General features: G+C 64.1%; 1 protein-coding gene (cut by a window edge). It reads left to right on the forward strand.

Annotated elements, in window-relative coordinates; all coding sequences use genetic code 11:
- Nucleotides 1-26,014, forward strand: partial view of an LEPR-XLL domain-containing protein gene (locus tag ACP7BV_RS22310; RefSeq protein ID WP_426106911.1) — the 5' portion only. It continues 11,102 nt past the right edge of the window; only the first 26,014 of its 37,116 coding nucleotides appear in the window; the start codon lies at nt 1-3; the stop codon falls past the right edge of the window.

Here is a 26,014-nt window from a genome sequence, read left to right on the forward strand (position 1 = left end):
ATGACCAAACGACTCAAAAAGCAAGTTTCCAAACTGCGTGATGCTTTTCGTGTTGAGGCCCTGGAACCCAGGGTGTTGTTGTCCGCTGATCCGATCATGGGCCTGGCCCACCTGATCCTCCCCGATGAAACCCGACACGACGGGGCCTTGCTCGACGCCTACCAGGCGGCGCAGACCGGCACCTACGGTTCGGCCCCGGTCAGCTTCGCGCTGGTCGACCAGGTGCTGGCCGCTTCCACGGCCCCGCGCCTGGACCTGGCCGACCCGCACCTGTTCGACCTTGCCAAGCTGGCCCAGAACGGCGCCACGATGGCATCCGAGTTCTCGGTCGCCGCCAACGACGTGCTCAAGGGAAGCGGGACGATGAATGTGTCGATCCTGAACACCGGCACTGTAGCGCCCGGCTATTCGCCCGGCATGCAAAACGTCAGCGACTACATGCAAACGTCGACGGCCACGCTGCAAATCGAGCTGGGCGGCGCTGCGCCCGGCACCGGTTACGATCAGTTGAACGTTACCAACCTGTCTACGCTGGACGGCAAGCTCGAAGTGAGCTTGTGGAATGGCTACAAGCCGACCGACGGCCAGGTCTTCGAATTCATGACCTTCGGCACGGCCGTGGGCCAGTTCAGCGAAGCGACCGGCCTGGTGCAGGCGGACGACAATATTTTCTTCGAGTTGGTGCAGGACGCCCACTCGCTGAAACTGATCACCCACGTGCTCGACCCGTTGACCCATTCCTTGATCGACATGGTCGGCGGCGACATGGCCGACGGCGTCGGCTACTTCCTCAGCAAAGGCTACTTCCCGAGCATTCCTCCGCTTGAATTTAGCGGTTCGCTCAACCTGAACGGCAATCTGTTTCTCGACGGCCAGATCAGCATCGACTACACCGACGAATCCGTCACCGATCCGGTCACCGGCCAGGTGATTGCCGCGCACGCCTGGTTGATCGGCTTTACCGACGCCGAAGGCTTCATCGGCGTGGGCGGCCCTGGCGCCACGCCGGGCGCGGTCGGCCTGGCCGTGCACGACGCCGACGTCAGCGTCGCGTTCGTCGAGCCTTCTGCCGGCGGCAGCTACGGCTGGGTGCTGGCGCAAGGCACCATCGGCAGCGTGGGCATTGTCGGCGTCAACGGCTTGACCATCACTGCGACCAACCTCGCATTTGACCTGTCCTTTGGCACCGGCACGCTTGCCAATGGCGGCGACAACACCACCACGCTCGACCTGTCGACCAATCCACTGTCGATCGCGGGCACCACCTTCAATGACGACGGCAGCGCCGGCGAATACCTGCTGGTATCGGGCCATGCTTCACTGGCGATGGGCCCCCTGGCGCTTGAAGCGGACCTGGGCGTTTCCGTGGTGGGCGGCGAAGTACTGATCGCCGGCGACCATGTGGTGGCCGGCTTTGCCGCCGGCGGCGTGGCAATCGGCCTGGCCGACGGCGCCTTTGGCCTGGTGCTGGCGGGAGACGGCGGCTATGCGTTTGAAGGCAGCGGCGCGCTCAGCCTGACCGGCGGCGCATTTGCCAACGTCACCGCTGACGCCGCCGCCCTGCGTTTGAATAAAACCGGCAGCGACTTGACCGGGCGCACGCTCGACTTTGCGGGCGACTATTCGTACACCTTCGGCCAACTGGGCGCCAATGTGGCGTTGCAGGCCAGCGTGCTCGGCCTGCACGCCGGCATCGGTGGCGTGCTGGACGTGGCCGGCGACTTCGCCTTTGCCAAGGATAGCGGCGACGGCTCCATGGCCGTGATTGCCAAAAACGTGAGCGCCAGCATGGGTGCCGGCGGCTTCGGCATTGGTGTTGCCGGCGGCACGCTGGGCATGCACATCAACGCAGCGGGCACCGTGCTCGAAGCTTCCGGTTCGCTCGCCGCCCAGCTGGGCAGCGCCATTGGCCTGACGGCCGACAGCGTCACCGTACGCTACAACAACACCGCGCTTGACGCCAGCGCCACCACCATCCACGCCGGCGGCCTGGATTACGTGTTCGGCGCCGGCCTGGTCGCGTCGCTGCAGGAAGTGGCCGTTGGCGGCGCCAGCCTGCAGGTCGGCAGCTTTGTCCAGGCCAGCGGCAACCTTGCGGTGCGCCGCATGGCAGGCGTGCAGGTCAAGCTGGCCGACGGCAGCATCGTCACGGTCGATCAACTGACCTTTGGCATGAGCGACGCCGACGTGTTCGCCGGCGCCGGCGCCGGCGCCGGTTCCGACGACGCGCTTGGCTTGAGCATGACGGAGCTCGACCTGGCGCTGGTATTGATGAGCGAGCAGGGCACGCCTGCGCACAGCTGGACCGCGCTCAAGGCGCAAGCTGGCAGCGCCGAATTTGTCGGCCTCGAGGCGTTGAAACTGGCCGCGACCGACATCACCATTGAAATTAACAAGGCCAACTTTGTTGGCGGCCAGGTAGTCGACTTTGCCGCCACGCCGGTCACAGTCTTGACTGGTCCCGGCACCGATGTCGATCTCGATTTCGACGGCGCCAAGGGCGCGCTGACGGCGGTGTCGATCGGTCGCGCCACGCTGGCCATTTCCGACTACGTCTACATCAGCGGCAGCCTGTATCTTGAACAGAGCGCCACCACCGACGTGGACGTCGTCACGGGCTTGCCAAACAGCTACCCGGTCGGCGCGAACGCGGCGCTCAAGGCCGGCCTCGACAAGGTCGACGGCCTGTCCGCCGATCACAAGCGGATCGAAGAATTGCAAGTGTCCACGCTGCTGCTGTCGGCCACCGATGTTGACGTTTTTGCGGGCCTGGGCCCTTACTTCATCGATACCAACAACAACGGTCTGTTCGACGCCAACGAGGTAGTCAACCCGGACCGCCTTGGTTTTACGCTCGACAATATCGACATCGGCCTGGTGCTGATGAATTCCACGTTGCTGGCGGACCCGAACAGCGTGATCCCGAACTTTTTCGCCATGAAAGTGATCTGGGATTCGCCCGTCAATGTCGACATGGACCTGTTCAAGTTCCAGATCGACCAGCTGACGCTGGACGTCAACCAGGGTGGCGCCTGGGCCGACGCGTCCCTGATCCACCCGTACGTGGACTTTGCCTCCAGCTTTGCCGGCGGCCTGCAAATCCCGGTCACTGCGGGCGACCCGCTGTTCATCGATTACAGCAAGGCTTTCATCGGCGTCACGCTCAACGATGCGTTGCTGAACGTCGGCGATATGTTCCAGATCAGCGGCGACTTTGCCTTTGAAAAGACCACCGGCATCGACGTTGACGTCATGACCGGCCTGCCGGCCAACTTGACCGGCGCGTATGCCAGCCTGGCCACCAGCCTGGCGCACTTCAAGACCGACGGTTATCTCTCGGCCGACAACGCCAAGTTCGACGACCTGCCGGTCGACATGATCAGCTTTGGCGCATCGAACGTGAGCATCATCGTAGGCAATGCGGGCGACCCGCTGTTTACGCTCGATGAAATCGATATCGGTTTCGTCATGATGCACGCGTCAAAAACCGTCGACGCGGCGCGCGTGATTCCGAACATGTACGCCATGAAAGCCAACTGGGCCCATCCGCTGGACGTGGACTGGGGCTTCATGCAGCTGCAGATCGACGACCTGACCATGTCGCTCAACAAAGGCAGCAACTGGCGCGGCCTGACGGTTGCGCCGTATATCGATTTTGTCTCCAGCTTTGGCGACGACGGCATGCAGGTTGCCACCGGTGGCGACGCGATCGTGCTTGACTACACACGCTCGATGATTGGCGTGGAAGTGGTGCACGCGCTGATCAAGATCGATGATTTTTTCCATATCGAAGGCGGCTTCGCGCTTGAAAAAGCGACCGGCGTGCAGGTCGACATCGTCACCGGATTTAGCGCAGCATCGCCGGAAGGCGCGCTCAAGCTCGCGCCGCTGGTGGCCACCGGTGAAGTCGCTGCCAACGATTTCTCGCGCATCAACAATCTGTCCATGAGTTCGTTCACGATGGGCCTGTCGGACGTCAAGCTGTTCGTTGGCGCAGGTCCGTATTTTGTCGACGGCACCGACGTGCGCTCGCCAGACGCGGTGGGCCTGGTGCTGGAAAACCTGGACCTGGGCCTGGTGGTCTATAAGGATGCGCGCAATATCGTGCCGCGCCTGTGGGCGCTGTCGGCCACGGCCGATGAACTGGCCTTCAAGGGTCTGTCCTTCCTGACCATGGAAGCCGAAGGCATCAGCGTACGCGCCAACAGCGGCGTCAATTGGGCCGGCACCAAGACCCACGCTTACGTCGACTTTACCAGCACCTACGGCGCCGGCGGCCTGTCGGTTGCCACGGGCAACGCACCAGTCATCATCGACTACGACAACGGCAAGACTGCGGTCGAAGTGGCCAAGGCGACGCTCGGCATCGACCAGTTCGTGTGGCTGCAGGGCAGCTTCGCCTTTGAACGGGGCGAGCGCCATATCGTCAATATCGACACCGGCGTTCGCCGCAGCGAGCTTGACGCGCTGCCAACGCTCGAGCGCCTCGAACTGCTGGGCGTGGACGTATCCGACGATGGCACCACGCTCACCGGCGTCGACGTATCGACCCTCAACGTCGGCATGAGCAACGTCAACCTGTTCATCGGCTATGGCATTCCGGACTTCGATTCGGCCCTGCCGTTAAGCGCGCAGGACAACGTCTATGGCCTGGCGATCAAGGATGTCGACATGGGCCTGTCGATCATGACGGCCGTAAACGCCAACCTGAAGCTGCCAAGCTTTACCGCCTTGAAGGCCAGCGCCGGCGAAGTGGCGCTGGTCGGTGGCGGCGACGACTTCCAGCTCTCGGGCCACCAGGCCACGATTGAGCTGAACTGGAGCGCCGGCTGGACCGGTCTTGCCAACAAGCGCCCGGTAATCAATTTTGCGTCGAGCTTTGCCGGCGGCCTGGAAGTGAAAACCGGTGGCGACCCGGTCGTCATCGATTTTGGCCCTGGCGCCATGATGGCCGCCAGCGTCACCAACGCCGTGCTGCAGGTATCGGAATTTTTGCAAGTGACGGGCAATTTCGCGTTCCGCCGCGCGCTCGACACCACTATTTCCGTCAAGGGCGCTCTGGGCGTGACGTTTGACGACGTGCATGCGTCGAGCATTGAAATTGGCGGCAGCAATTTGCACGCCTTCGTGGGCATCAACGGCCCGTATTTTATCGACAGCGACCATAACGACGTCATCGACGCCAACGACAGCGTCAATCCGGATGCGGTTGGCCTGGTGATCGACAAGCTCGATTTCGGCATCGCCATCCTCAACACCAAATTCGACCTGGCCAATCCACTGGTCCCGGCCAACGCCAAGTTCACCGCCGTCAAGGCGCATGCCGACGGCGTCAGCTTCGCCGGCTTTGGCGACTTCATCAAGTTCGACATCCAGGATTTGAACGTCGGCATCAACATGTCGAACACCACCGGCTTGATCGGTGACTTCACCCGCGGCAGCACCGCGTCAGGCGCCGGCTACAACGTGGCCACCGGCGGCGGTGAAACCATGCTGCTCGACTTTAGCAACAGCGTGCTGGAAGCCTCGACCGGCAATGCCTACGCCAGCGTGGCCGGCATCCTGACGCTGCAGGGCGGCTTCTCGTTTGCCAAAAAGACCATTGAAAATGTCGGCTTCAATGCTGCCGGCGTTGAAATCATCGGCTCGGGCAACGCCTTGATCGTGTCGGGCAAAAACGTGTACGCCTTTGCCGGCATCAACGGGCCGTACCGGACCGATTCGCTCACCGACGACAACGACGTCATCGACCTGAACGACCCGACCAATGATGACGCCATCGGCTTGACGATCGAAGACCTCGACTTTGTGCTGGCCATGGTCACGCCCGAAATCGCCCCGGGCCTGTCGCTGCCAGGCGTGAATTTCTACAGCGTGACGGCCACTGCCGCTTCGGCCAAGCTGGTCGGCACCGATCCGTTCCTGGAGCTGGAAGCGGACAATCTCGCTTTCCACATCAATGCAGCGACCATCGGCGGCAATCCTGCGCCCACGGTCTATCTTGACTACACCACCATGGCCGGCGGCAAGCTGCTGGTTCCGACCGGCAGCGCCGGCGTACCGCAATTTCTCGACTTTGACAGCAACACCATCGGCATCAGCCTGGACGCCCACCTGGGCCTGTTCGACCTGTTCGATTTCGACGCCAGCTTCGACTTCAATTTCAACTTGCCGTCGATCCCGGGCATCGGCTTTTTCCCGAGCATCAGCCTGGCCGGCCTGGGCGACCTGCTGCCATCGTTCTCGCCGAACCTGGACTTCCTCAAGGGTGCGCTGGACTTCGTCAAGAACTTCGACCTGTCGATCGGCTTTGATCCGAACTTTGGCCTGAACCTGTTCGGCAGCATCGATTTTCCAGACATTTCGCTGAACCTGGGCGACTTCGTTCACCTGCGCGGCGACTTCCAGCTCAACGTCGGCGAAACCTTCACCGGCACCATGTACACCGGCCTGCCGGCGGAAATCGGCCTGGTCGAAGACTTGCTCAAGGCGTCGCTGCCGCCGGCATACGGCTCGGTGATCGACATGCTCAAATATGTGGGCGACGTTTCGGCGGACTATTCGCGCATCGACAACGTCGGCTTCAAGGGCCTGTCGTTCGGCGCCTCGAACGTGTACGCCTTTGTCGGCCTGGGCAATCCGGACTACGTGGAAGACCCGGCGCACACCGGGAAACTCATCATCAGCAATGCCGATGAACTGGTCGGTTTCTCGATGGAAGGCATCGATGTCGGCCTGTCGGTATTCAAGGCCGACCTGCCGGACTTCTTCAAGGCCCAGAATTTCTTTTCGCTGTACGCGCACGCGGACGCCTTGACCACCTACGGCTTTGGCGACGTGCTGAAACTCTCGGCGCAGGACATCACCATTGAAGTGAACAGCGGCGGCAAGCTGTTTGGCGGCGCGATGCGCTCGACCGCGGACTTTGCGGCCAGCTTCCCGGCCAACGCCCAGGCCAATCGTCCGGCCGGCTTTGAAGTGCGTACCGGCGGCCAGCCGGTGTACCTGAACATGAACGGTGAAGACTTGATTGGCCTGGATATCGGCATGGCCGAAATCCAGGTATCGGAGTTTTTGAGCCTGCGCGGCTCGCTGGCCTTCCGCAAGGGCGAGCGCCATATCGTCGACGTTGACCTGGGCGGCCTGCAAAATCTGGCCGACGACCTTGGCGCCGTGATCGCCGGCTCCACGCCGGGCCAGCCAATGCCGTTGCAAGTGGAATTCATGACGCTGGGCGGTGCCAACCTGACCGGCTTTGCCGGCGTGGGCGGCCCGTACCGCTACGGCCCGGACGCCGATCACGATGGCCTGCTCGACAACATCAATCAAGGCGCCATTGGCCTGGTGATCGACAATGTCGACTTTGGCCTGGCCATCATGACGCCAACGCTGGCCGGCCTGATTCCCGGCGGCGAGAACCTGGTGCCCAAGTTCATTGCCGCCAAGGCGCACGTGGACAGCGCTATGCTGGTCGGGGTCGACCCGGCTCTGATGAGCGTGCGCGCCGAAGACATCACGATCAACATCAACACCGCTTACGTGCCGGGTCTGGGCCCGATTGGCAACGCGGTGCTGCAAGCGTTCGGCCCGCCGTCGGTGAATTTTGCGACCAGCTTTGCCGGCGGCGCCTACGCGCTGCCTGCGGGCGGCGACAATGTGGTGCTGCTCGACTTTGCCAGCGAAATCGTGCAGGCCAAGGTAGGCTACGCGCAGATCAACCTGGCCGGCTTCGTCCAGCTGTCCGCCTCGATGGCGTTCACCAAGCGCGGTACGGAAACGGTCACGCTGTCGAATGGCGAGACCACCACCGTCACGTCGCTGGCCGTTGGCATCAACGACGCCTATGGTTTCATCGGCACCGGCGCCTACTGGCAAGACACCGACGGCGACCATCGCATCACCGAGCGCGATACTCCCAACACTAGCGCGGTCGGCCTGGCCATCCAGGACCTGGACCTGGGCCTGGTCGTGGCCAAGGAACTGGTCATTGGCGTGTCGGGCTTGAAAGTGGGCGTCTACATTGCCGCCGACGCCGACATCGACATGATCGGCCTGGTGGGCATCAACGGCGCCACGCTGCAAGCCGAAGACCTGGAATTGAACCTGAACACGGGCTTGCGCGCGACGCTCGCGACCGGCTTTACCCGCGACGCCGCGGGCAATGTGTCGTACAACAGCGCCGGCGTGACCTTTGCCGCCACCACCATCGATTTTTCAAAGAGCACCTGGACCGATCCGAACAAGGTGGTGCACGCCGGTTACGCGATCGAGACCGGCAATCCGTTTGAGCCGGTGGTGCTGAACTACACCAACCAATTCCTGCGCGTCTCCGGCCAGGCCAAGCTCGACATGTTCAGCCTGGTCCATATGGATGGCGTGTTCGACATCACCGCCGACACCAGCGGCCTGACCATCTTTGCCGACGTCGACGCGTCGGTCGGCAGCGGCGCGGTCGCCATTAGCGCCCACGCCACGGGCTTGTTGTCGATCACCTCGGCCGGCGTTGCGCTGCGCATGCAGATGGCCACCGGCGTCGACCTGGGCGCCGCCGTGCGCCTGGACGCGAACCTGGAACTGGTGCTCAACACCACCGGCCAGGACGTCACGTACACGGTGCCGGTACAGTTCCGCGATACCGTCCACTTCGACAACAATCAATACACGATTTCGGCCACGCCGCCGGGCAAACCTGACTGGACCGGCATGTACGTGGGCCTGTTTGGCGCGGGCGAACTGTCGCTGATGGACGACGCGCTCACGCTGCAGGGCAGCTTTGGCGTCATCATTTCCGAAACCGGCATGGAGCTGTCGGCCGAAGCCACGCTCGACTTGCCAATGATCAAGCCGCTGCAAGTGACCGGTACCCTGGGCATCATTTCGGGCGGCGTGTACGGCGCCTTTGAAGTAGGCGGCGCGGGGCCAAACTCCGTTCTGATGGATGGCGGCGTGTTTGAAGTGACCGGTCACTTCCTGCTGCAGGTGAACACCACCTCCAGCGTGCAGACGGTTCGCGCCATTAACACGGCCGGCGCCGGCTTCGTCAACGCCCAGCTGGCGGCGCAGTCGCTGCACATTGCCGGCAACGCCGGCATCAGCCTGGCGGGCGGCGCGGTCAACCTGGAAGGCTCGCTCGACCTGACCATCAACAAGACCGGCCTGACGGCGCAGGCGGCGCTGTCGCTGGAACTGGGCGAACTGGGCACCATCGACGTGGCCGGCGGCATTGCCTTTATCAATGCCGACGAAGGCATGGTCTTTGCGCTGCGCCTGGCAACGAATATTGAAATCGGCACGGGCGTGATCGGCATCAAGGCTGGCGCGATCCTGGAAATTAACACCAGCGACACCACCGACTACGTGGGCGTCAAGGCCGGCACCACCTTCAACCTGGAGCTGGACGGCAAGCTGCACGTGCTCGCCTTTGACATCGACTTCCACGGCGGCATGAGCGTCACCAATGACGTATTCCGTCTTGAACTCGATGCCAGCCTCGACTTCTTCGGCTTCGTGACGGTCGACGTGGGCGGCTATATCGAGTCCGACGGCGACTTTGAAATCACGGGCGCGGCCAAGATTTTTGTCGACATGGGCCCGCTCGAGCTGACCGCCGGCATGTCCTTGACGATCAGTAACACCCTGATTGCGGCCAGCGTGTACGGCTCGCTGGACCTTTCCATCGACATGGGGCTGTTCAGCATCCATGAAACCCTGGCTGGCTTCTCCGGCCTGATCGAACTGACGCCGGCCAGCGCGCACCTGGCCGCCTCGGTGACCATCGTCGGCATCAGCGTCTCGGCCGATTACTTCTGGAGCTGGGGCGATGCTCCGCGCATTGCCACCCAGGTTGGCAACGAGCTGTACCTGAGCATGGGCGACACCTCAGGCCGCTATGGCAGCGGCACCCTGTACGACGAGACCACCAACGAGACTTACCAGATCAACCAGAACGACGCCGGCGTGCTGCGCGTCGAGTCGCTCGGCGTGGTCAAGGAATACACCGGCGTCACGAAAATTTTCGCCACTGGCGACAGCGGCAACGATTCCATCTATGTCGGCGACGCCGTGACGGCCGACCTGTTCTTTGACGGCGGCGCCGGCAAGGACCGCTTCACCATCATTGGCGGGGGCAAGAACAGCATCATCCGCGGCGGCGACGGCAACGACGAATTCGTCGGCGGCTTCACCAACGGCATCACCTACCTTGGCGGCGCGGGCAATGACCGCTTCGTGGGTAACAGCGCGGCCGACATCGTCGACATGGGCGCAGGCGCCAACGTGCTGTTTACCGGCGCGGGCAACGACCGCATCACCAGCACGGGCACCGACACCATCGACGCGGGCGATGGCGACGACTTGATCTTCATGAGCGGCGACGGTTACGCCAAAGTGGCCGGCGGCGCCGGTTTCGACCGCTTGATCCTGGCGCCGATCAGCTCCACCACGGCGATTTCCCGCAATCAGGAACAGCTGCGCATCGACCAGCGCGTGATCGATTTCAACAACGGCCTGGACCGCATTGAAATTACCGACAACGCCGCCGTGAGCCGCATCAGCAGCGTCAACGGCGCAAGCTGGGGCGCGACCGACATGTTCTTGAGCGCCGCCGGCCTGGTCGACGTGCGCGGCGCCACCCTGATCGGCGCCGAGTCGCAGGTGAGCATCACCGCTGCCGGCGTGCAGGGCACGCTCAACACCGAGCTGGCCGAACTGACCGTGGTCAACCGCGGTACGGCCGGCTTTAACGATATCGTGGTGCGCGAAGCGGACAGTCTGAACGTGGGCGGCGCCGGCCTGGTCGCCGCGCACGGCGCGATCGACGTGGCGCTGGCAGGGCGCGAAGCACTGTTCACGCTGCAAGCTGGCGTCATCGCGACCGGCAGCGGTGGCGCGATTGCCATCGTGGCCGATGATATTGATTTCCTTTCCGGTAATGACCAGGTCAGCGGCACCGGCGCGCTGGTCCTGCATGCAACGTCCGCCAACCAGAACTACCATATCGGCGGCGCGGCTCAGACGCCGTACGGCTTCGAGTATTCGTCGCTGGGCGCGACGGGCAACTTTGAATTCGGCCTGGGCGACCTGTCGGCCCTGAAAACCGGCTTCTCGTCCGTGACGCTGGGCCAGAACCTGGCCGGCGTGGTCATGTATGTGGGCGACATCGAAGACAAGACCGTCAACGGCCATGTTTATTCGGCGAAGTTCAACGATGTGGCCAGCCTGAATGCGGACCGCATCAATATCGTCGGCGACGTGCAGTCGAGCAGCACCCTCACGCTCAACAGCCGCCTGCTCGAAGTGCAGGCCAAGAACAGCGCCGATCCGCTGGGCGACCCGGATTCGGGCATCCATGCGCGCGCCGTCATCATCAATGCGCTCGAACAGATCGTCATCACCGGCGACATCGTTGGCGACGACTTGGTGCAGATCACGGTCTCGGCCAGCACCGGCACCAATGCGCTGGTTAACTACGAAGGCGAAATTACCAGCATCCAGATGGACAAGGGTAGCAGCGTACTGAGCACCAACGCCGGCAGCCGCATCCTGATCACGGGTTCCCAATCGATCCATAGCGCCGCGCTGCTGCAGACAGGGGGCAGCGACGCCGTCCTGCGCGTCACTTCCGGCGCCAATATGACCGTGCTCCAGGGCGGCGTCGTCACCGCCGAAGGCGCGCGCAGCGCCGTGACCTTGTCGGCGGGCGGCTACATGCACCTGGACGCCGGCAGCGGCGTCATCTCGGGCGCCAAGTTTGGCGCCGACGCGTTTGCCCTGCCAACGCTGACGGGAGCCGGCGCCACGCTGGCGCTGTCGTCGGGCGCCGAAATGAAGCTGTCCGGCTCGCTGACCGCGGGCGGCGCCATGACGCTCTCGTCGGGCGACGCGCAGGACAATTACGCCGACTATTTTAACGCTTTGCCAGGCAAGACGCTGTCGGCACTGACCGACAAGAGCCAGTTCGCCGCCATGGTCGCGGCCTTGAACGGCGGGGTGATGACAGCCGAATTGCGCGCGCTGTTTGCCGCCGGCCATGTCACGCTGGACAACAGCGTGGGCGTCTCGAGCCTGTCGAACTACACGCCTTTCAGTTCGCTCAAGCCAGCGGCGCAGGCGCTCGTTGCCGAGTCGCTCGGCTACACCGCGGTGGAAGGCGGCGCCTACTACAACGCGGCCACCGGCCGCTTTACCACCAGCTTGACCGAAGGCGCGCAGGCGACCTCGCAGGCAGGCTACACGGCCTACACGGGGATGGTGTATTTCAATGCGAACGCTCCCGCCGGCCAGCAGTTCCTGACCGGCTTTGTGCAAGGCGCCAGCGCCGACTACAGCAATGGGCGCGTTGACTGGTCCGGCGCGGGCGTTGCCGCACCAGCGGCCAACGCCACGTTCGCGCAGCTGTCGGGCGCGCAAAAACTCGTGGCCGCCAACGCCATGGGCTATGTGTTCGATTACTACGGCATGCCGGGCGACCTGTGGCCAAACCTGGTCCGTCCGGACGCCGACGCCGGCTACGCAGACTTGACTGCATCGCAAAAAGCGATTGTCGTCGCCTACCTCGATGCGGGCACGGGACCGAAGAACTACTTCAATTACAACGCGGACGTTGGCAAAAAAGTCGTCACCACGTTTACCCAAGGTCCAATTACCGATTACACCAACGCCAGCATGCTGTGGGGCAGTGCGGGTAAAGCTGCCGACGGCGCCGCTTTTGACAGCCTGTCGAGCGCGCAAAAGAAAGTCGTCGCCGCCAGCCTGGGTTACGAAACGTATGAAGGCAATACCTGGTACAACGCGCACGCCGCCGCCGGCCTGCAAGTGGTCACCGAATTTGCCGCCACCGCCGCCGATTTCGACATTGACAGCATCGACTGGGGCGGGGTGCGCGCACCAGGGGCCGACGCCACGTTCGAGCAGCTCAGCGCTTCCCAGCGCGCAGTCGTTGTCGACGCGCTCGGTTACGCCGAAGTGGACCAGCAAGTGCTGTACAAGGCGGGCGCTCCCGCCGGCAAGCAAGTCTTGCTCACGCTCGAGCAGGGCACCGGTAAGGATTACCAGAACAGCACCCTGGACTGGGGCAGCGTGGCCAAACCGGCCGCGAATGCCGGTTTCGAGGTGCTCACGCTGGCCCAGCAAGAGCGCGTGCTCGCGCAGCTCGGCTACGCGCGCTGGGACGGCCTGGTCTATCACGACGCCGATGCGTCCGCCGGCCAGCAATACAAGCTCGGCTTCGTGCAGGGCGTGGACTACAAGAACGCTGAAGTGCGCTGGAGCGACGTGGCCATTCCCGTGGCCGGCACCGCCTTTGATGCAATGAGCGCGGCCCAGCAGTTCCGCATCCTGGACCAGGCCGGCTTTGTGCGCTACAGCGACACCCAGACCGTGTTCCACAAGGATGGCGCGGGCGCGGCCAGCGTGCGTACCGCCTTTACCGAAGGCGTCGACTACAGCAACAGCGCGCTGAACTGGGGCGCCACGGGCGCGGCCGACAACGAGCGCTGGATCGTCAGCAGCGGCGGCGTGGCTTACATGGTGTATGCCTACGACGCGGACAATAACGGTGCGACCGACGAGATCCAGATTTTGGCGCCGCACCAGTTGCTGGGCCAGCAAGGCTTCGGCTTCCTGCTCACCGGCACCATCATCACGCTGCAAGACAATGCCGATTTCGTCGTCAGCGGCGCCGGCGACGCCATTGTACGCGGCAGCATTACGCTGGCCGGCGCGCATTCGGACCTGGTGATCCAGTCCGACCGCTTCACCTACTGGGAAGGCACCGCCAACGTCGGCGGCAACATCACGCTGCAAGGCGGCGTGGCGCTCGACGGCACCAACCTGCACGGCGCCAATGCACAAGGCACCAGCCTGTACCTGCACGCGGTAGCAACCCTCACCACCAACAGCGCCGGCAGCAGCATCGTGCTGCAGGGCGGTCAGGACGTCGAGCTGCACGGCTCGGTGGTTGCCGGCGGCTCGGTCGATATGGGCGGCCTGCATCTGGACAAGGCTGACGCCACCATCAGCGTCACGGCCGGCCAGCAGATCCTGCTCGACTCGGCCTTGTCCGCCTCCAAAGCAGTGTCGCTGCTCACGACAAGCGTGCTTGGCGCGGACGACAACGGTTACTCGGTCATCATCACCACGGCTGGCGGCATCACGGCCGCAGGCAACACCTCGGGCGTTTCCGGCGGCCTGGTCAGCATGACCGCTGCCGGCAACGCCAGCATTGGCGGGCATATTCTGTCGGGCGGCGTGAACCGGCCGATTTCCGAAGGCGGCGCGGTCGTCTGGTCGGGCAAGGATTCGAGCGTGAACCTGTCGGCCGGCGGCCAGCTGTACCTGGGCGCGGTCGTGCCAGTGGTTGGCGGCGCCTTTGGCGAAACAGCGGAAATTGGCGCCACTATCCGCGCCAGCGCGCTCGTTGCGCTGCATGGCGGGGGCAACAGCGACGGCGTGGGCATCAAGATGCCGGGCGGCGCGCGCATCGCCACCAGCAACGCCGACGGCATGATCACCATCGATTCGGCGCAAGACGCGCAGATCGACGGCGTGCTGGTCGCCGGCGGCGACGTCGTCGACCATTACGACGCGCGCGGTGAACTGCTCGGCAGCACCACCACCGTCTACAGCGGCGCTTCGCGCATCGTGATCGAAGCCGATGGCCAGATCCGCCTGGGGCGCGACCTGGTCGCCGGCGCACTGATCGACGTGCGCGGCGGCCATGGCACCGGCGCCGTCACGGTCCAGTCGCCGTGGGCCGACGAAGGCATCGTCCTGTCGGGCAACGTGCACCTGAAAACACTGCAGGAAAACAGCGTCATCAACCTGTCGTCCTCGGGCGACCTGTCGGTATTGACCCCGGCCTGGACCGACGAAATCGTCGCCGACGACTTTGCCCAGTATGCCCGCGGCGACATTGCGTCGGACGTCTCGTTTATCGTCACCCTCAACCTTGGCACCCATACCGTGCAAGGCACGGTGACGCTGCATGCGCTCGACACGCAAGACAATGCCGGCCCGGTCAACCTGGCTGCCGACTTGCAGGCCGCCATTGCCGCCACCACCTTTACCGTCACGGTCAGCGCCAGCGGTTCGCCCGCCGTAGGCAGCAGCGCCACCGTTGGCGACGCGCAGCTCAAGGTCCGTCTGCAGGACAGCCGTCTGCAACTGACCAGCAACTTTGGCTTTACCATGGCCAAGGCCAATGGCGGCAATGCGCAGCTGCTTGGCTTTACCCAGCTGGCCGCCACGGCTGCCACCGCCGGCGCCACCGAATCGGCGCGCACCATTGCGCTTGACGCGGCAGCGCGCGGCTCGGTCGTGAACCTCGGGCGCGCCGACGCGCCGGGCGGCGAAATTACCGTCTCGGGCTGGATTCGCGCCTACAGCGGCATCAATATGTTCGCCTCGAACAGCGCCAGCGGCAACCAGAACGTGAATCTGACGGCTACCGGCGTACTGGAAACACTGAGCGGCAGCATGACGCTCAACCCGACCGGCCACTTGGTGCTGGAAGGCGCGCTGATCGCGCGCGGTGCGTATGCCGACATCGTCATCAACGCCGCCGGCGGCGTCGAACTGCGCGGCGACCTGACCGCCCAGCGCGACATCGTCGTCAACGGCGGCAGCGTGGTGCAGGCGGGGGCAGTGAGCGTGCAGACCACCAATACGGCGCAATTCAATTCGCTTGGCGCCAATGGCCGCATCCTGATCAATGGCGTAAACAACGTCATCATCGACAGCCAGATCGGCGTTGACAGCGCCCAGCTGCGCCTGCTGCAAATCGGTTCCAGCGCCGGCACCTTGATGGTCACCGCCAACGGCGGCCTGTCGAGCGCGCTGGGCCTGGTGCTGTCGGGCCAGAACGTGGACCTGACCGGTTCCATCAAAACCACCGGCGCCTCGCTGCAAGCCTACACGCGCGACATTTCCGTCACTGCGGTGGACAGCATCGCCATGCACGGCACCATCGACGTGGCCGGTTCCATGACGCTGGCCGCCGGCGGCAACATCGACATCTACAATACGCGCCTGCTGATGCAGGGCGCCGGACAGCGGCTTGAAATTACCGCCGGCGGCGCGCTTGCCATCGGCAGCGCCGCGAGCAACACCGGCGGCGTGATCATCGCCGTCAACAGCCTGCTGGACGTTCGCGCCGGTGGCATGCTCAGCATCTCGTCCGACTCCAAGCTGTACTCGGAAGGCGACAACAGCGCCATTTCGCTGCGCGCCGAGCGCATCGCCATTGCCGGCAGCGTGCTGGCCGGCGCCTCGTTCCACGTGGCCGACTACAGCTCCACCTGGACCGGCAAGAGCGCTTCGCTGGAACTGCGCAGCGCGCGCGAAATCGTGATCGGCAACGACACTTTCGGCGCCAATTTGCGCAGCACCGGGCGCCTGCAAATCCAGGCGGGCGTCAATGCAGTGGGCCTGGCGTTCTCGATGACCAACCGCAGCGCCGTCACGGCCGACGCCACCGGCGAAGGCGCGTGGAGCGAAGTGGCGGGCGGCGCGGACGCCTTCCTGTCGATGCAGGGCGAAGGCGACATCCAGCTCAAGGGCCAGGTCGCCGCCAGCGACAAGGGCGCAGATGTGAGCATCCTGTCGCGCTCGCAGGTATGGATCGACGGCCTGGTCCATGCGGACGAGACCTTGACCATCACCGGCGGCACCGACGCCACCCGCATTGGCGTGTTGATCGACACCATGATCGTGGACGCCGCCAAGCAGTACGTCTCCGGCGGCACGCTGGACACCGCCGCCGGCGGCACCATCATGGTCAGCGCCACCGACGGCGTGCTGGTGCAAGGCGTGGTCGGCCAGAACGACCCGAACGCGGCCGGTCCGGCCAACCTCGGCCAGGCCAAGGTCGGCCTGCTGCAAATCCAGTCCACCGGCAGCGATGTGGTGGTACTGCGTAACATCAATGTGCGCGACCACGTGGTCTTGCTGGGCGGTCGCATCAGCGTGCTGTCGGGCAGCGTGGTGTACGCCACCGGCATCAATTCGGACGTCTTCATCCAGGCCCGCACCCAGTTGCTGGTCTCGGGCGTGGACCAGACCCCGGGCGCGGAACGCGACGACGCCATCATCAAGGCCGACGGCCTGGTGCACTTGACGGCGCCGCGCATCGAACTGAACGGCATCGTCCAGGCCGGCATCACCTACAAGGATCCGGCCACGCAATTGGCGGTGCACGTGGGCGGCTCGGCAGGGCGCCTGCTGGTCAACGCCGGCAGCGAACTGAATATGGCAGGCTATTTGCAATCGGACGGCGCCATTGAATTGAACGCGGGCGTTGACATGTCCTGGACGCGCGCGCGCATGGAAGGGGCGATCGCACGCTCCGAACTGCAAAGCGGCGCTATCACCATCCACGGCCAGGGCGTATTGCTGGCCGACGGTTCGGTGGCGATCAAGGCCGGCGGCGACGTCACGGTCAACTCCGACGCGGCCGTCGCCGGGCGCGAAGTGACAGTCGAGACCTTCAACACGGTAGCGCAGACGTTCAACGTCATCACCGGCTACCAGCAAGTGATCACCGGCCAGATCGATGTGCCGGTCATTTCTTACGTGCAGACCCAGATCACCGAGCACACCAGCGACAAATCGGTGAAAATCGGCAGCACCAACCACACCATGGATGTGACGCTGTCGCAGACCGGCTACTACAACCCGAACGCGCCGCAAGGCCAGCAGTTCCGCGAGTACCTGATCGAAGGCATCGATTATTTCAACGACAAGGTGGTCTGGTCGAATGCGGGCACCCCGGGCCATCCGGCCTCGGCCACTTCGCCAGGCTTGACCACGGGCGCGGTGACCACGGTTGCCGAACGCACCGCCTACAAGGACTTCGGTTCGCTCAACGACCTGCAGCGCCAGGCCGTGCTCAATTCGACGCATTACATGACGCTGTACGCGTTCAACGCCACCAACTTGCAAACCCACAGCACGGTCGACGGGGTGCAGCAGCCGAACACCGTCTGGGCGCCGACCTGGAAGACCGATGCGGCCACGCCGCTGGTGATCTACCATATCGCCCTTGAGGGCTGGAACGACAAATACATCCTGATGCCCAAGGGCGCCCAGAATGACCTGTTGTCGGCCGCCTCGGTCGGCGTGCCGCAGTACTACAGCGACACCACCGACGATGGCCTGGACAACGGCATCTGGACCGATGCCGCCAGCGCCGTGGGCGAGATCGTGGGCCACTACAAGGATACGGCCGGCGTTTCGTACGACCAGGACCATTCGGACTACTACTATCCGGTCAATGGCTTCCCGGCCGTCACGCTGCCGCACGCCGAACAGGAAGACGGACGCGGACGCTGGGACGTGGACTACGACCAGGGTTCGGGCACGCGCGTGTTCGATATTTCGAGCCGCTTGCCGGCCTCCAGCACCACGGTGCTGGTGCGCACCGCCGACTGGGCGCTGCAAGAGGGCGCCAAGGCGCAGTACTACGCGGATGACGCCGACGCTTACAACGCCGGCAACTACACCTACGCCATCAACGAATTCCAGGGCAACCGCTTTACCGACGTTATCTACGCTAGCCAGAACTGGGCCGACATCCTTGGCAACGACACCGCCACGCTGGTACAGACCTGGAGCGGCAGCGAGTACGACGCCAACGCGTTCGCCTACAAATACTGGAGCGGCTGGACCAACCTGGTCGGCCATTGGGTCGACAACGATGATGGCAGCGGCTGGGGCGACTACGACGACGAGGACGAAGTGCCCGAGTGGGGCCACGTGTCGAACTACGACACTTACCGCGACATCTGGAAGCTCGGCTCCGAATACCACAACTGGGAGCGTGACCTGCTGTACATGTTCGCGGGCGGCGAGGACGCCTACGATTTCTGGGCGCCGGATGTATTCAACGGCGCCAACTTCGCGACCTGGAAGCAGCAGTACCAGTGGATCACCACGTCCAACGATTACCGTTACGGCAGCGAAGCGAACGGCGGCGGCGGCGACGACCTGTACATCCACATCATCGGCCGCAAGGAATTCGATGGCGTGGTGGCGGGCACCAACACCAGCTACGACTATGCGTGGACCTCGGACAACCACAAAATCACGGATCGGCGCGACCAGCTGACTTTTAAAGTAACCACCAACGACGTCGACGTCAACGGCCTGCGCGCGGTGTACACCACCAGCACCCAGGACGTGGCGGTGGTGACGATGCAAAAGATTAACGTCTGGAGCACGCAAGCCATTGTCCAGCAACAGACGGTGCTCACGACCGTGGCAACCAGCCAGACCGAGGCCTTCGACAACGCCGGCGGCGACACGGTCAAGGCGACCAATATCATGATCGACGCTGGCGGCGCGGTCCAGGTCAGCGGCAAGCTGACGGCCAGCGGCCTGCTCGACATCGACGCCCAGAACCAGCTTACCGTGCGCGGCAACGTCATCGACGGCATCCAGGTCGGCTCCGTGCTGGCCGGCGCCAGCGTCGACCTGCACGCGACCAGCACCTTGACGCTGCACGACTCGGCACTGATTGTCGCCACCGGCACTGCCAGTACCGTGCGGCTCGATTCGTCGGCCGACATGGTCGTCGGCGGCGACATCGCGGCCGGCGCCAATGCCGTATTGACCTTGGTCACGCTGGGCGCGGACCGCGACATCAACCTGTCAGGGTCAATCACGGCCGGCGCCATCGTGATTGACGCCGGCACCGGCAACAGCGGCGACGGCGGCATCCACGCCGACGCCGACACCACGCTCACGGCCACGGCCGGCGACCTGCGCCTCACCAGCGGCATCTACGGCGGCAGCATCGTGCTTGACAGCGCCGTGCTGACGGCCAGCGCCACTGTTCACCTGGACGCAGCCGCCGGTTCGATCTTGCAAATTTCGCCGACCGTGACGATGACGGTGAGCGATATCGATCCGCTGACCCACGCCACCGTGGTGCATGCGCTTGATGTGGCCAAGGCCAACAATGCGATCACCGCCGCAGCGGTCGTCGCGCACGCTGAAAACGCCATTACGCTCAACCTGCATACGGCCAGCCTGACCTTGGCCACTAGCGGTTCGGGCAATGTGGACCTGACCAGCCAAGATGACCTGATCCTGGCCGACGTCCGCCTGGCCGACGGCGCATTAAACTTGATCGCCTTTGGCGACGTGCAGGCCCAGCAGGTTAGCACGGTGGGCTCGAGCGACCGTAATGATATTAATATCGCAACATACAAGGCCAGCACGGCGACCGCCAACCTGGTTCTGAATAACTTGTCGACCGGCGGGCGCGGCGACATCACGCTGGCGGTGCAGGGCGGTATCACGCACGCCAGCGGCCTGATTAAGTCCGACGAACTGATCGTCACCGGCGCCGGGGCGATTGCCTTGACCACCAACGTGGCCAGCCTGACGGTGTCGAGCACCGGCGTCGGCAGCATGGTCATTGCGCAGGGCGCCGCGGCGCTCACCATCAAGAACGTTTCCGTGGCCGACGGCTCCTTTACGCTCAACGCCCAAGGTGCGGTTGACGTGGCCGAACTGCGCCTGGCGTCCAACCGCGCCGGCAACAACATCGACATCACCGCCCAGGGCGACATCCTGGTGCGCCATGCATCGGCCGGCATTTACCTTGACAGTGCAGCCGGCGCGGCTGGCCTGGGCGCCAAGGTAGGTTCGGCGGGCAACATCACGCTCGACTCCATCGGCGGCAAGATTGCCGAGACCTATAGCGACACCGGGGTCGACCTGGTCGGCAAACGGCTGACCTTGTCGGCGGCGAACGGCATCATTGGCCTGGAAATTGCGGCCAGCGAACTGGACGCGCGCACCGACACGGGCAACATCGAACTGTCCGAATTTGACGGCGCGCTCGAGCAGACCGCCGGCCTGTCCATCATCAACGCCACCACCAGCGTCAGCGCCAACGGTAGCAATCTGGTCAGCATTACGGCCCAGGGCGAACTGCGCGCCGGCAAAGTCACGCTGCACGACGAGAACAACGTCGTCATCGGCACCACCGGCGTGGACGCAAAAATCGCCGGCGACACCGTGCGCCTGGTCTCTACCGGCGCCGACGTGCTGGTCAGCGCGCGCAGGAGCGGCGAAACCGTCGAATATTCGCGCGGCGTCGCCTTCAATGCGGCGCACGTGATCCACCTCTACAAATTCCTCGGCATCAGCGCCACGCCGGGCTTCAATGCGCCTGAACTGATCGAATACCGCGCCGGCGACTACTTCCTGTTCGGCCCGGACATCCTGGGCCAGACCACGAAGCTGCTGCCAGGCGCGATTGCGGCCGACACCTTGATCCTGGAAACGGGCGGCACCTTGTCGATCGACGGCACGCTTTCGGCCAACACGCGCCTTGAACTGGTGGCCGGCGAAGACGTCAACGTCTCGGGCACCATCAGCGTCAAGGGCCTGCATTTCGACGGCAGCGTGGCCGCCGCCAAAATCGGCACCCTGGCCATCATGGCCAAGGGCGTGCGCACCGTCAGCCAGGAATTTGACTTCAACAAGGATGGCGACCGTACCGACATCTTTACTGAAATTGCCGCCGGCATCGACTTCAACAACGACGGCGACTTGAACGACACGATCGACGAGCACGGCGTAGCCAAGGCCACCGGTGCGATCAATATCCGCACCAACGCGCTGCCGGCGTCGAACTTTGAATTGCGCGCGCTAAATAGTGTGTCCGTAACCTTGAGCAGCGCGCTGGAACTGACCGGGTTCGTCGGCGGCCTGTCCGGCTACGACTACACCGGCAGCGTCACGCTCGACATCGGCGGCACGCTCACCGTCAAGGGCGGCATCGTGGCGGCCAACACCACCACCGGCAAGCTGACCCTGAACGCCACCGCGATCACCAGCGATGGCGCTTCGGTATTCATCGCCAATGCGCTCAATGTGACGGCGCAAAACGGCATCCAGCTCAATACGCTGGTCTCGTCGTTGTCGGCCAAGTCGACCGTCAAGGGCGACATCAAGGTCAACGAAGCGACCGATCTGTACGTCGGCAGCGTGGTAGCCCAGGAAGGGGCGATCGACATTTTCGCCGGCGACAATGTCTACCTGCGCGATGTGCGTAATATGGTCGACGGCCACGACATCGTGGTCAAGTCGGGCGGCGACATGTTCGTCGACTATGTGGAAGCGGCCGTGCTGCAGGGCGCCCAGAAGACCAGCGGCTCGGTCGTTCTCGACGCGCGCCGCACGCTGGTCGAGTGGCAAGCCATCGAGCGCGACGTCAACGGCAGCGTCACCGGCGCCGCCTACGACAACAACTCGGCCGACGTGTATGGTTTCCACGTCACCTTGCGCGGCACCCAGCCGCTGGCGCCCGTCGAAATGACCGACGCCTCCAAGTACGGCGCCGGCGCCGAACTGGAAATTCGCTACCTCGACGCCGACGGCTACCTGTCTGGCGTCACCCAGGTGTCGCTGGAAAACGTGCAAAGCGTGGCCGGCGCCGTGTTCGGCGCCGACGTTTCCAAAGTTACCGCAGCGGGCAGCACCGCCAAGCAGATCGACAAGCTCATCTTTGTCAACCGCATGGGCGACACCTACAGCTACAGCGTCACGCTGGGCGGCGTAGCCTACAGCGTCCAGGCGGGCGACCTGGTGGACGGCAAGACCGTTGTCGGCACCTGGACGTCGATCCTCGAAGCGCTCGAGTTCAAGCTCGAGTCGAGTGGCCTGGTCACCGTGGCGGCCGACCCTGGCGCGCACGCGCTGACCATCACCGCCGTGGCCGACAATAGCACCTTCGTGCTCGGTGCGGTTGACGTTGTCCAGCACCTGGACACGGCCGTGTCGAACGCGTTCGTGGACGATGGCCAGATTGCGACCACCGCGCCTGGCACCGTTGCCAAGCAAGTGAGCGAAGTGCGCTACAAGTTTGAAAACCTCGCCACCGGCACCGATTACACCGTGGTCATCAATGACCATGTGTACAGCGTGCAGACGGGCGAAAACGGTATCCTGAGCCTAAAGAACACGGGCGCTGGCGCCATCAGCGTGAACGTCAATTCACCGATCACGGGCGCCTCCGCGTCGGCCGTGAGCGTGGCCGGGGCCGACGCCACGGTCGACCGTACCATCAACCTGTCGGGCACCGCGGTTGTCATTGGCGGCACCTACACCATTACCGTGGCCGGCGTGGCCTTCAGCCATGTCGCCGTCACCGGCAACACGCTCGACAATATCGCTACCGCGCTGGCCGCCAAAATCGAGGCGCATGCCTCGTATGCGGCCTCGGCCAGCACCACCGTAGTCACCATCAGCGACGGCGCCGGCACCGCCACCTTGTCAGTCTCGGGCTTCAGCCCTTATGTGGGCGCCGACAAGATCACCCTGACCAAGACCACCGAAGCGGGCGTCACGGCCAACCTGACCGGCGCCCCGCTGGTCAACAATGGCCAGTACGTCGTCACCATCGGCGCCAGCCAGTTCGTCTACGTGGCTGACGGCACCGCCACGCTGGCTGAAATCGGCGCCGGCCTGGCCGCTGCCGTCAATCCGCATGCCACTTACGACGCCACGTACGCAGCCACTACCGTGACCAAGACCTGGGCTTCGGTACTGACCACGCTGGCAGCGCGCATTGAAGCGGGCGAAGCGATCACTGTCAACGCCGACGCCACCAACGTGGCGCTGTCGAAAATGGTCTTGACCGCCGTTGCCAACAATACCGCTTTCTCCATCGATGCGGTCGCCGCGTCGCTGGTGGCAAGCGTCACCATCGACGGCACCGAGCCGCTGGTGGCCGCAGCCTCCGGCGTGGCCCAGCAAAACCTGATCGACTTTGGCGCCGTTACGTTCCAGGAAGGACGCAGTGTCGTCGTGCTGGTCAACGGCGTACAGCATTCGGCCCTGACGGTCAGCAAAGTGGTCGCCGGCAACGGCACTACCACCTATCCGGTACGCACCTGGACCCAGGTTCTCACCGAGCTCAAAACATCGATCGAGCTGGACGGAAAAATCACCGTCACCATCGACGCCACCAACCAGGCGCTCACGCTGCTGGCCAAGACGGCCAACGTGGCGTTCTCGGTGGACGCCGCCTTCATCTCGACTAAGGCGGACGTGCTGGGCGCGCCCAATACGCCGACCACCCGCGCCGGCGTCTCGCAGGCGCAGGTCAACACCATCGACTACGCGGCGCTGACCATCCTCGATGGTCACGCGTTCGACGTGAGCGTCAACGGCAATCTGTACAGCGTCACCGCCGGCAAGAATGGCGTGACGGCCAGCTGGAGCAGTGTGTTCACCGCGTTCAAGAGCGCAATCGAAGGCGCGAACAACGTCACGGTGACCAATACCGCCAACGGCGGCGGGCACCAGCTCGTCATCACCGCCAATGTCGTCAATACCGCGTTCACGGTTGGCAAGCCTGCGCTGACCTACAGCACCGACCAGGTAGTCGCCAATCCGGCCAGCCTGGTTCACGTAACGGCAGCCGGCGCCAGCGCCACCCAGGTCAGCGAACTGGCCTTCCGCAACGCCGTCTCGTCCAGCGTCACCTACACAGTGAGCGTGGGTATTGATGCCTACAGCGTCAAGGTGGGCGACAACGTGACCGGCTTTGGCATCGTGAGCGCAGACTGGGCTTCGGTACTGGGCGCGTTTGAAGCGAAGATCGACGCGAATGCGGCGTCGACCGTCGGCGCGGCGTTCAGCGTCGGCGCCACCAATGCCTTGACCCTGACGGCCAAGCAGGCCGACAAGGCTTTTGTGACCAGCGCCTCGGGCGTCGATGGCGCCCAGACCTTGCAGATCAACGACGACTACGTGTTGATCGTGCCAACGCGCGCCGAAGGCAGCTTCGGCATCCACACCACCGGCTCGCTGACCGTCGTCAACCTGCCGACCCACCCGAACGAGTCGATCAATTTTGCGACCGACAAGGATCTGGTGGTGGTCTCGGCGCTAGACGTAGGCAACACCGGCGGCAGCGTGCTGCTGTCGGCCGGCAAAGGCATGACGCTCGGCGGCAAAGTGACGGCCACCTCGCTGACGGTCACCGCAGGCGCCGACCTGACCATTACGTCCCAGGTCAATACCTTGACCGCAACCGTGCACGGGGCCGGCAGCGACCTGACCGTGCTGCAGAGCGACGCCAGTAACCCCGCGCTAGAACTGTCGATCGCGCTGATCGCCATGGACGGCATGGGCAACGGCGGCATCGGCGGCGGCGACATCAACCTAGTCGTGTATGGCAACGTGACGATCGGCGAGATCAGCGGCCTGGTGGGCAACGTGAGCATCACGTCGCTGACCGGCAGTATCACGATCGGCAAAATGGCCAGCGGCGCGCACGTGTTCTTGAGTGCACTGAACGGCAGCGTGACCGCCGGTAGCAGCGCAGGCGCCAGCATCGAAGCGGACACGCTCGAGATCGTGGCCGCCGGCGCCATCAGCGTCTACGAAAAAGACAGCGTCACCATCAACCGCATTGAAAGCAGCAGCGGCGCGGCCGTCACCGTCACGGCCGGCGGCAATCTCACGCTCGACGGCGCCATCGCGGCCCAGCTGGGCAGCGCGGTATCGCTCGCCAGCACGGCGGGCAATATCGTCCTGAACCAGGCAGTCTCCAGCGCCAGCGGCAACATCACGCTCGACGCCGCTGGGGCGATTTCGCTGTCGGCCCAGGCCGACCTGACCTCGACCTCCGGCAAACTCACGCTCAACGCCCACGGCGGCGCGCTCGTCATGACGGGTGAAACCGTGCTCGACGCAGGCAGCGGCTTGATTGAACTGGACGCCGGCGGCGACATCTTGCTTGGCAAGCTGCGCACCACCAATACCGGCGAACTGAATATTGACGCGGGCGGCAAGCTTGGCGTGACCGACGGCGACACCGACATCGTTGCCAGCGGCGCCAGCCTGGTCATCCATGCAGTTGGCGGCATCGCTTCCGACGCCCAGGCGCTGCGCACCCAGGTCGCCCTGATCGAGGCGGCCAACAGCGGCGCCGGCGCGATTGCCATTGAAGAGGTCGACGCACTCGAACTGCGCCATGTGACACAGGGCGGGGCGG

It is taken from the genome of Massilia sp. TSP1-1-2, from assembly GCF_049896185.1.
Taxonomy (GTDB): domain Bacteria; phylum Pseudomonadota; class Gammaproteobacteria; order Burkholderiales; family Burkholderiaceae_D; genus Telluria_A.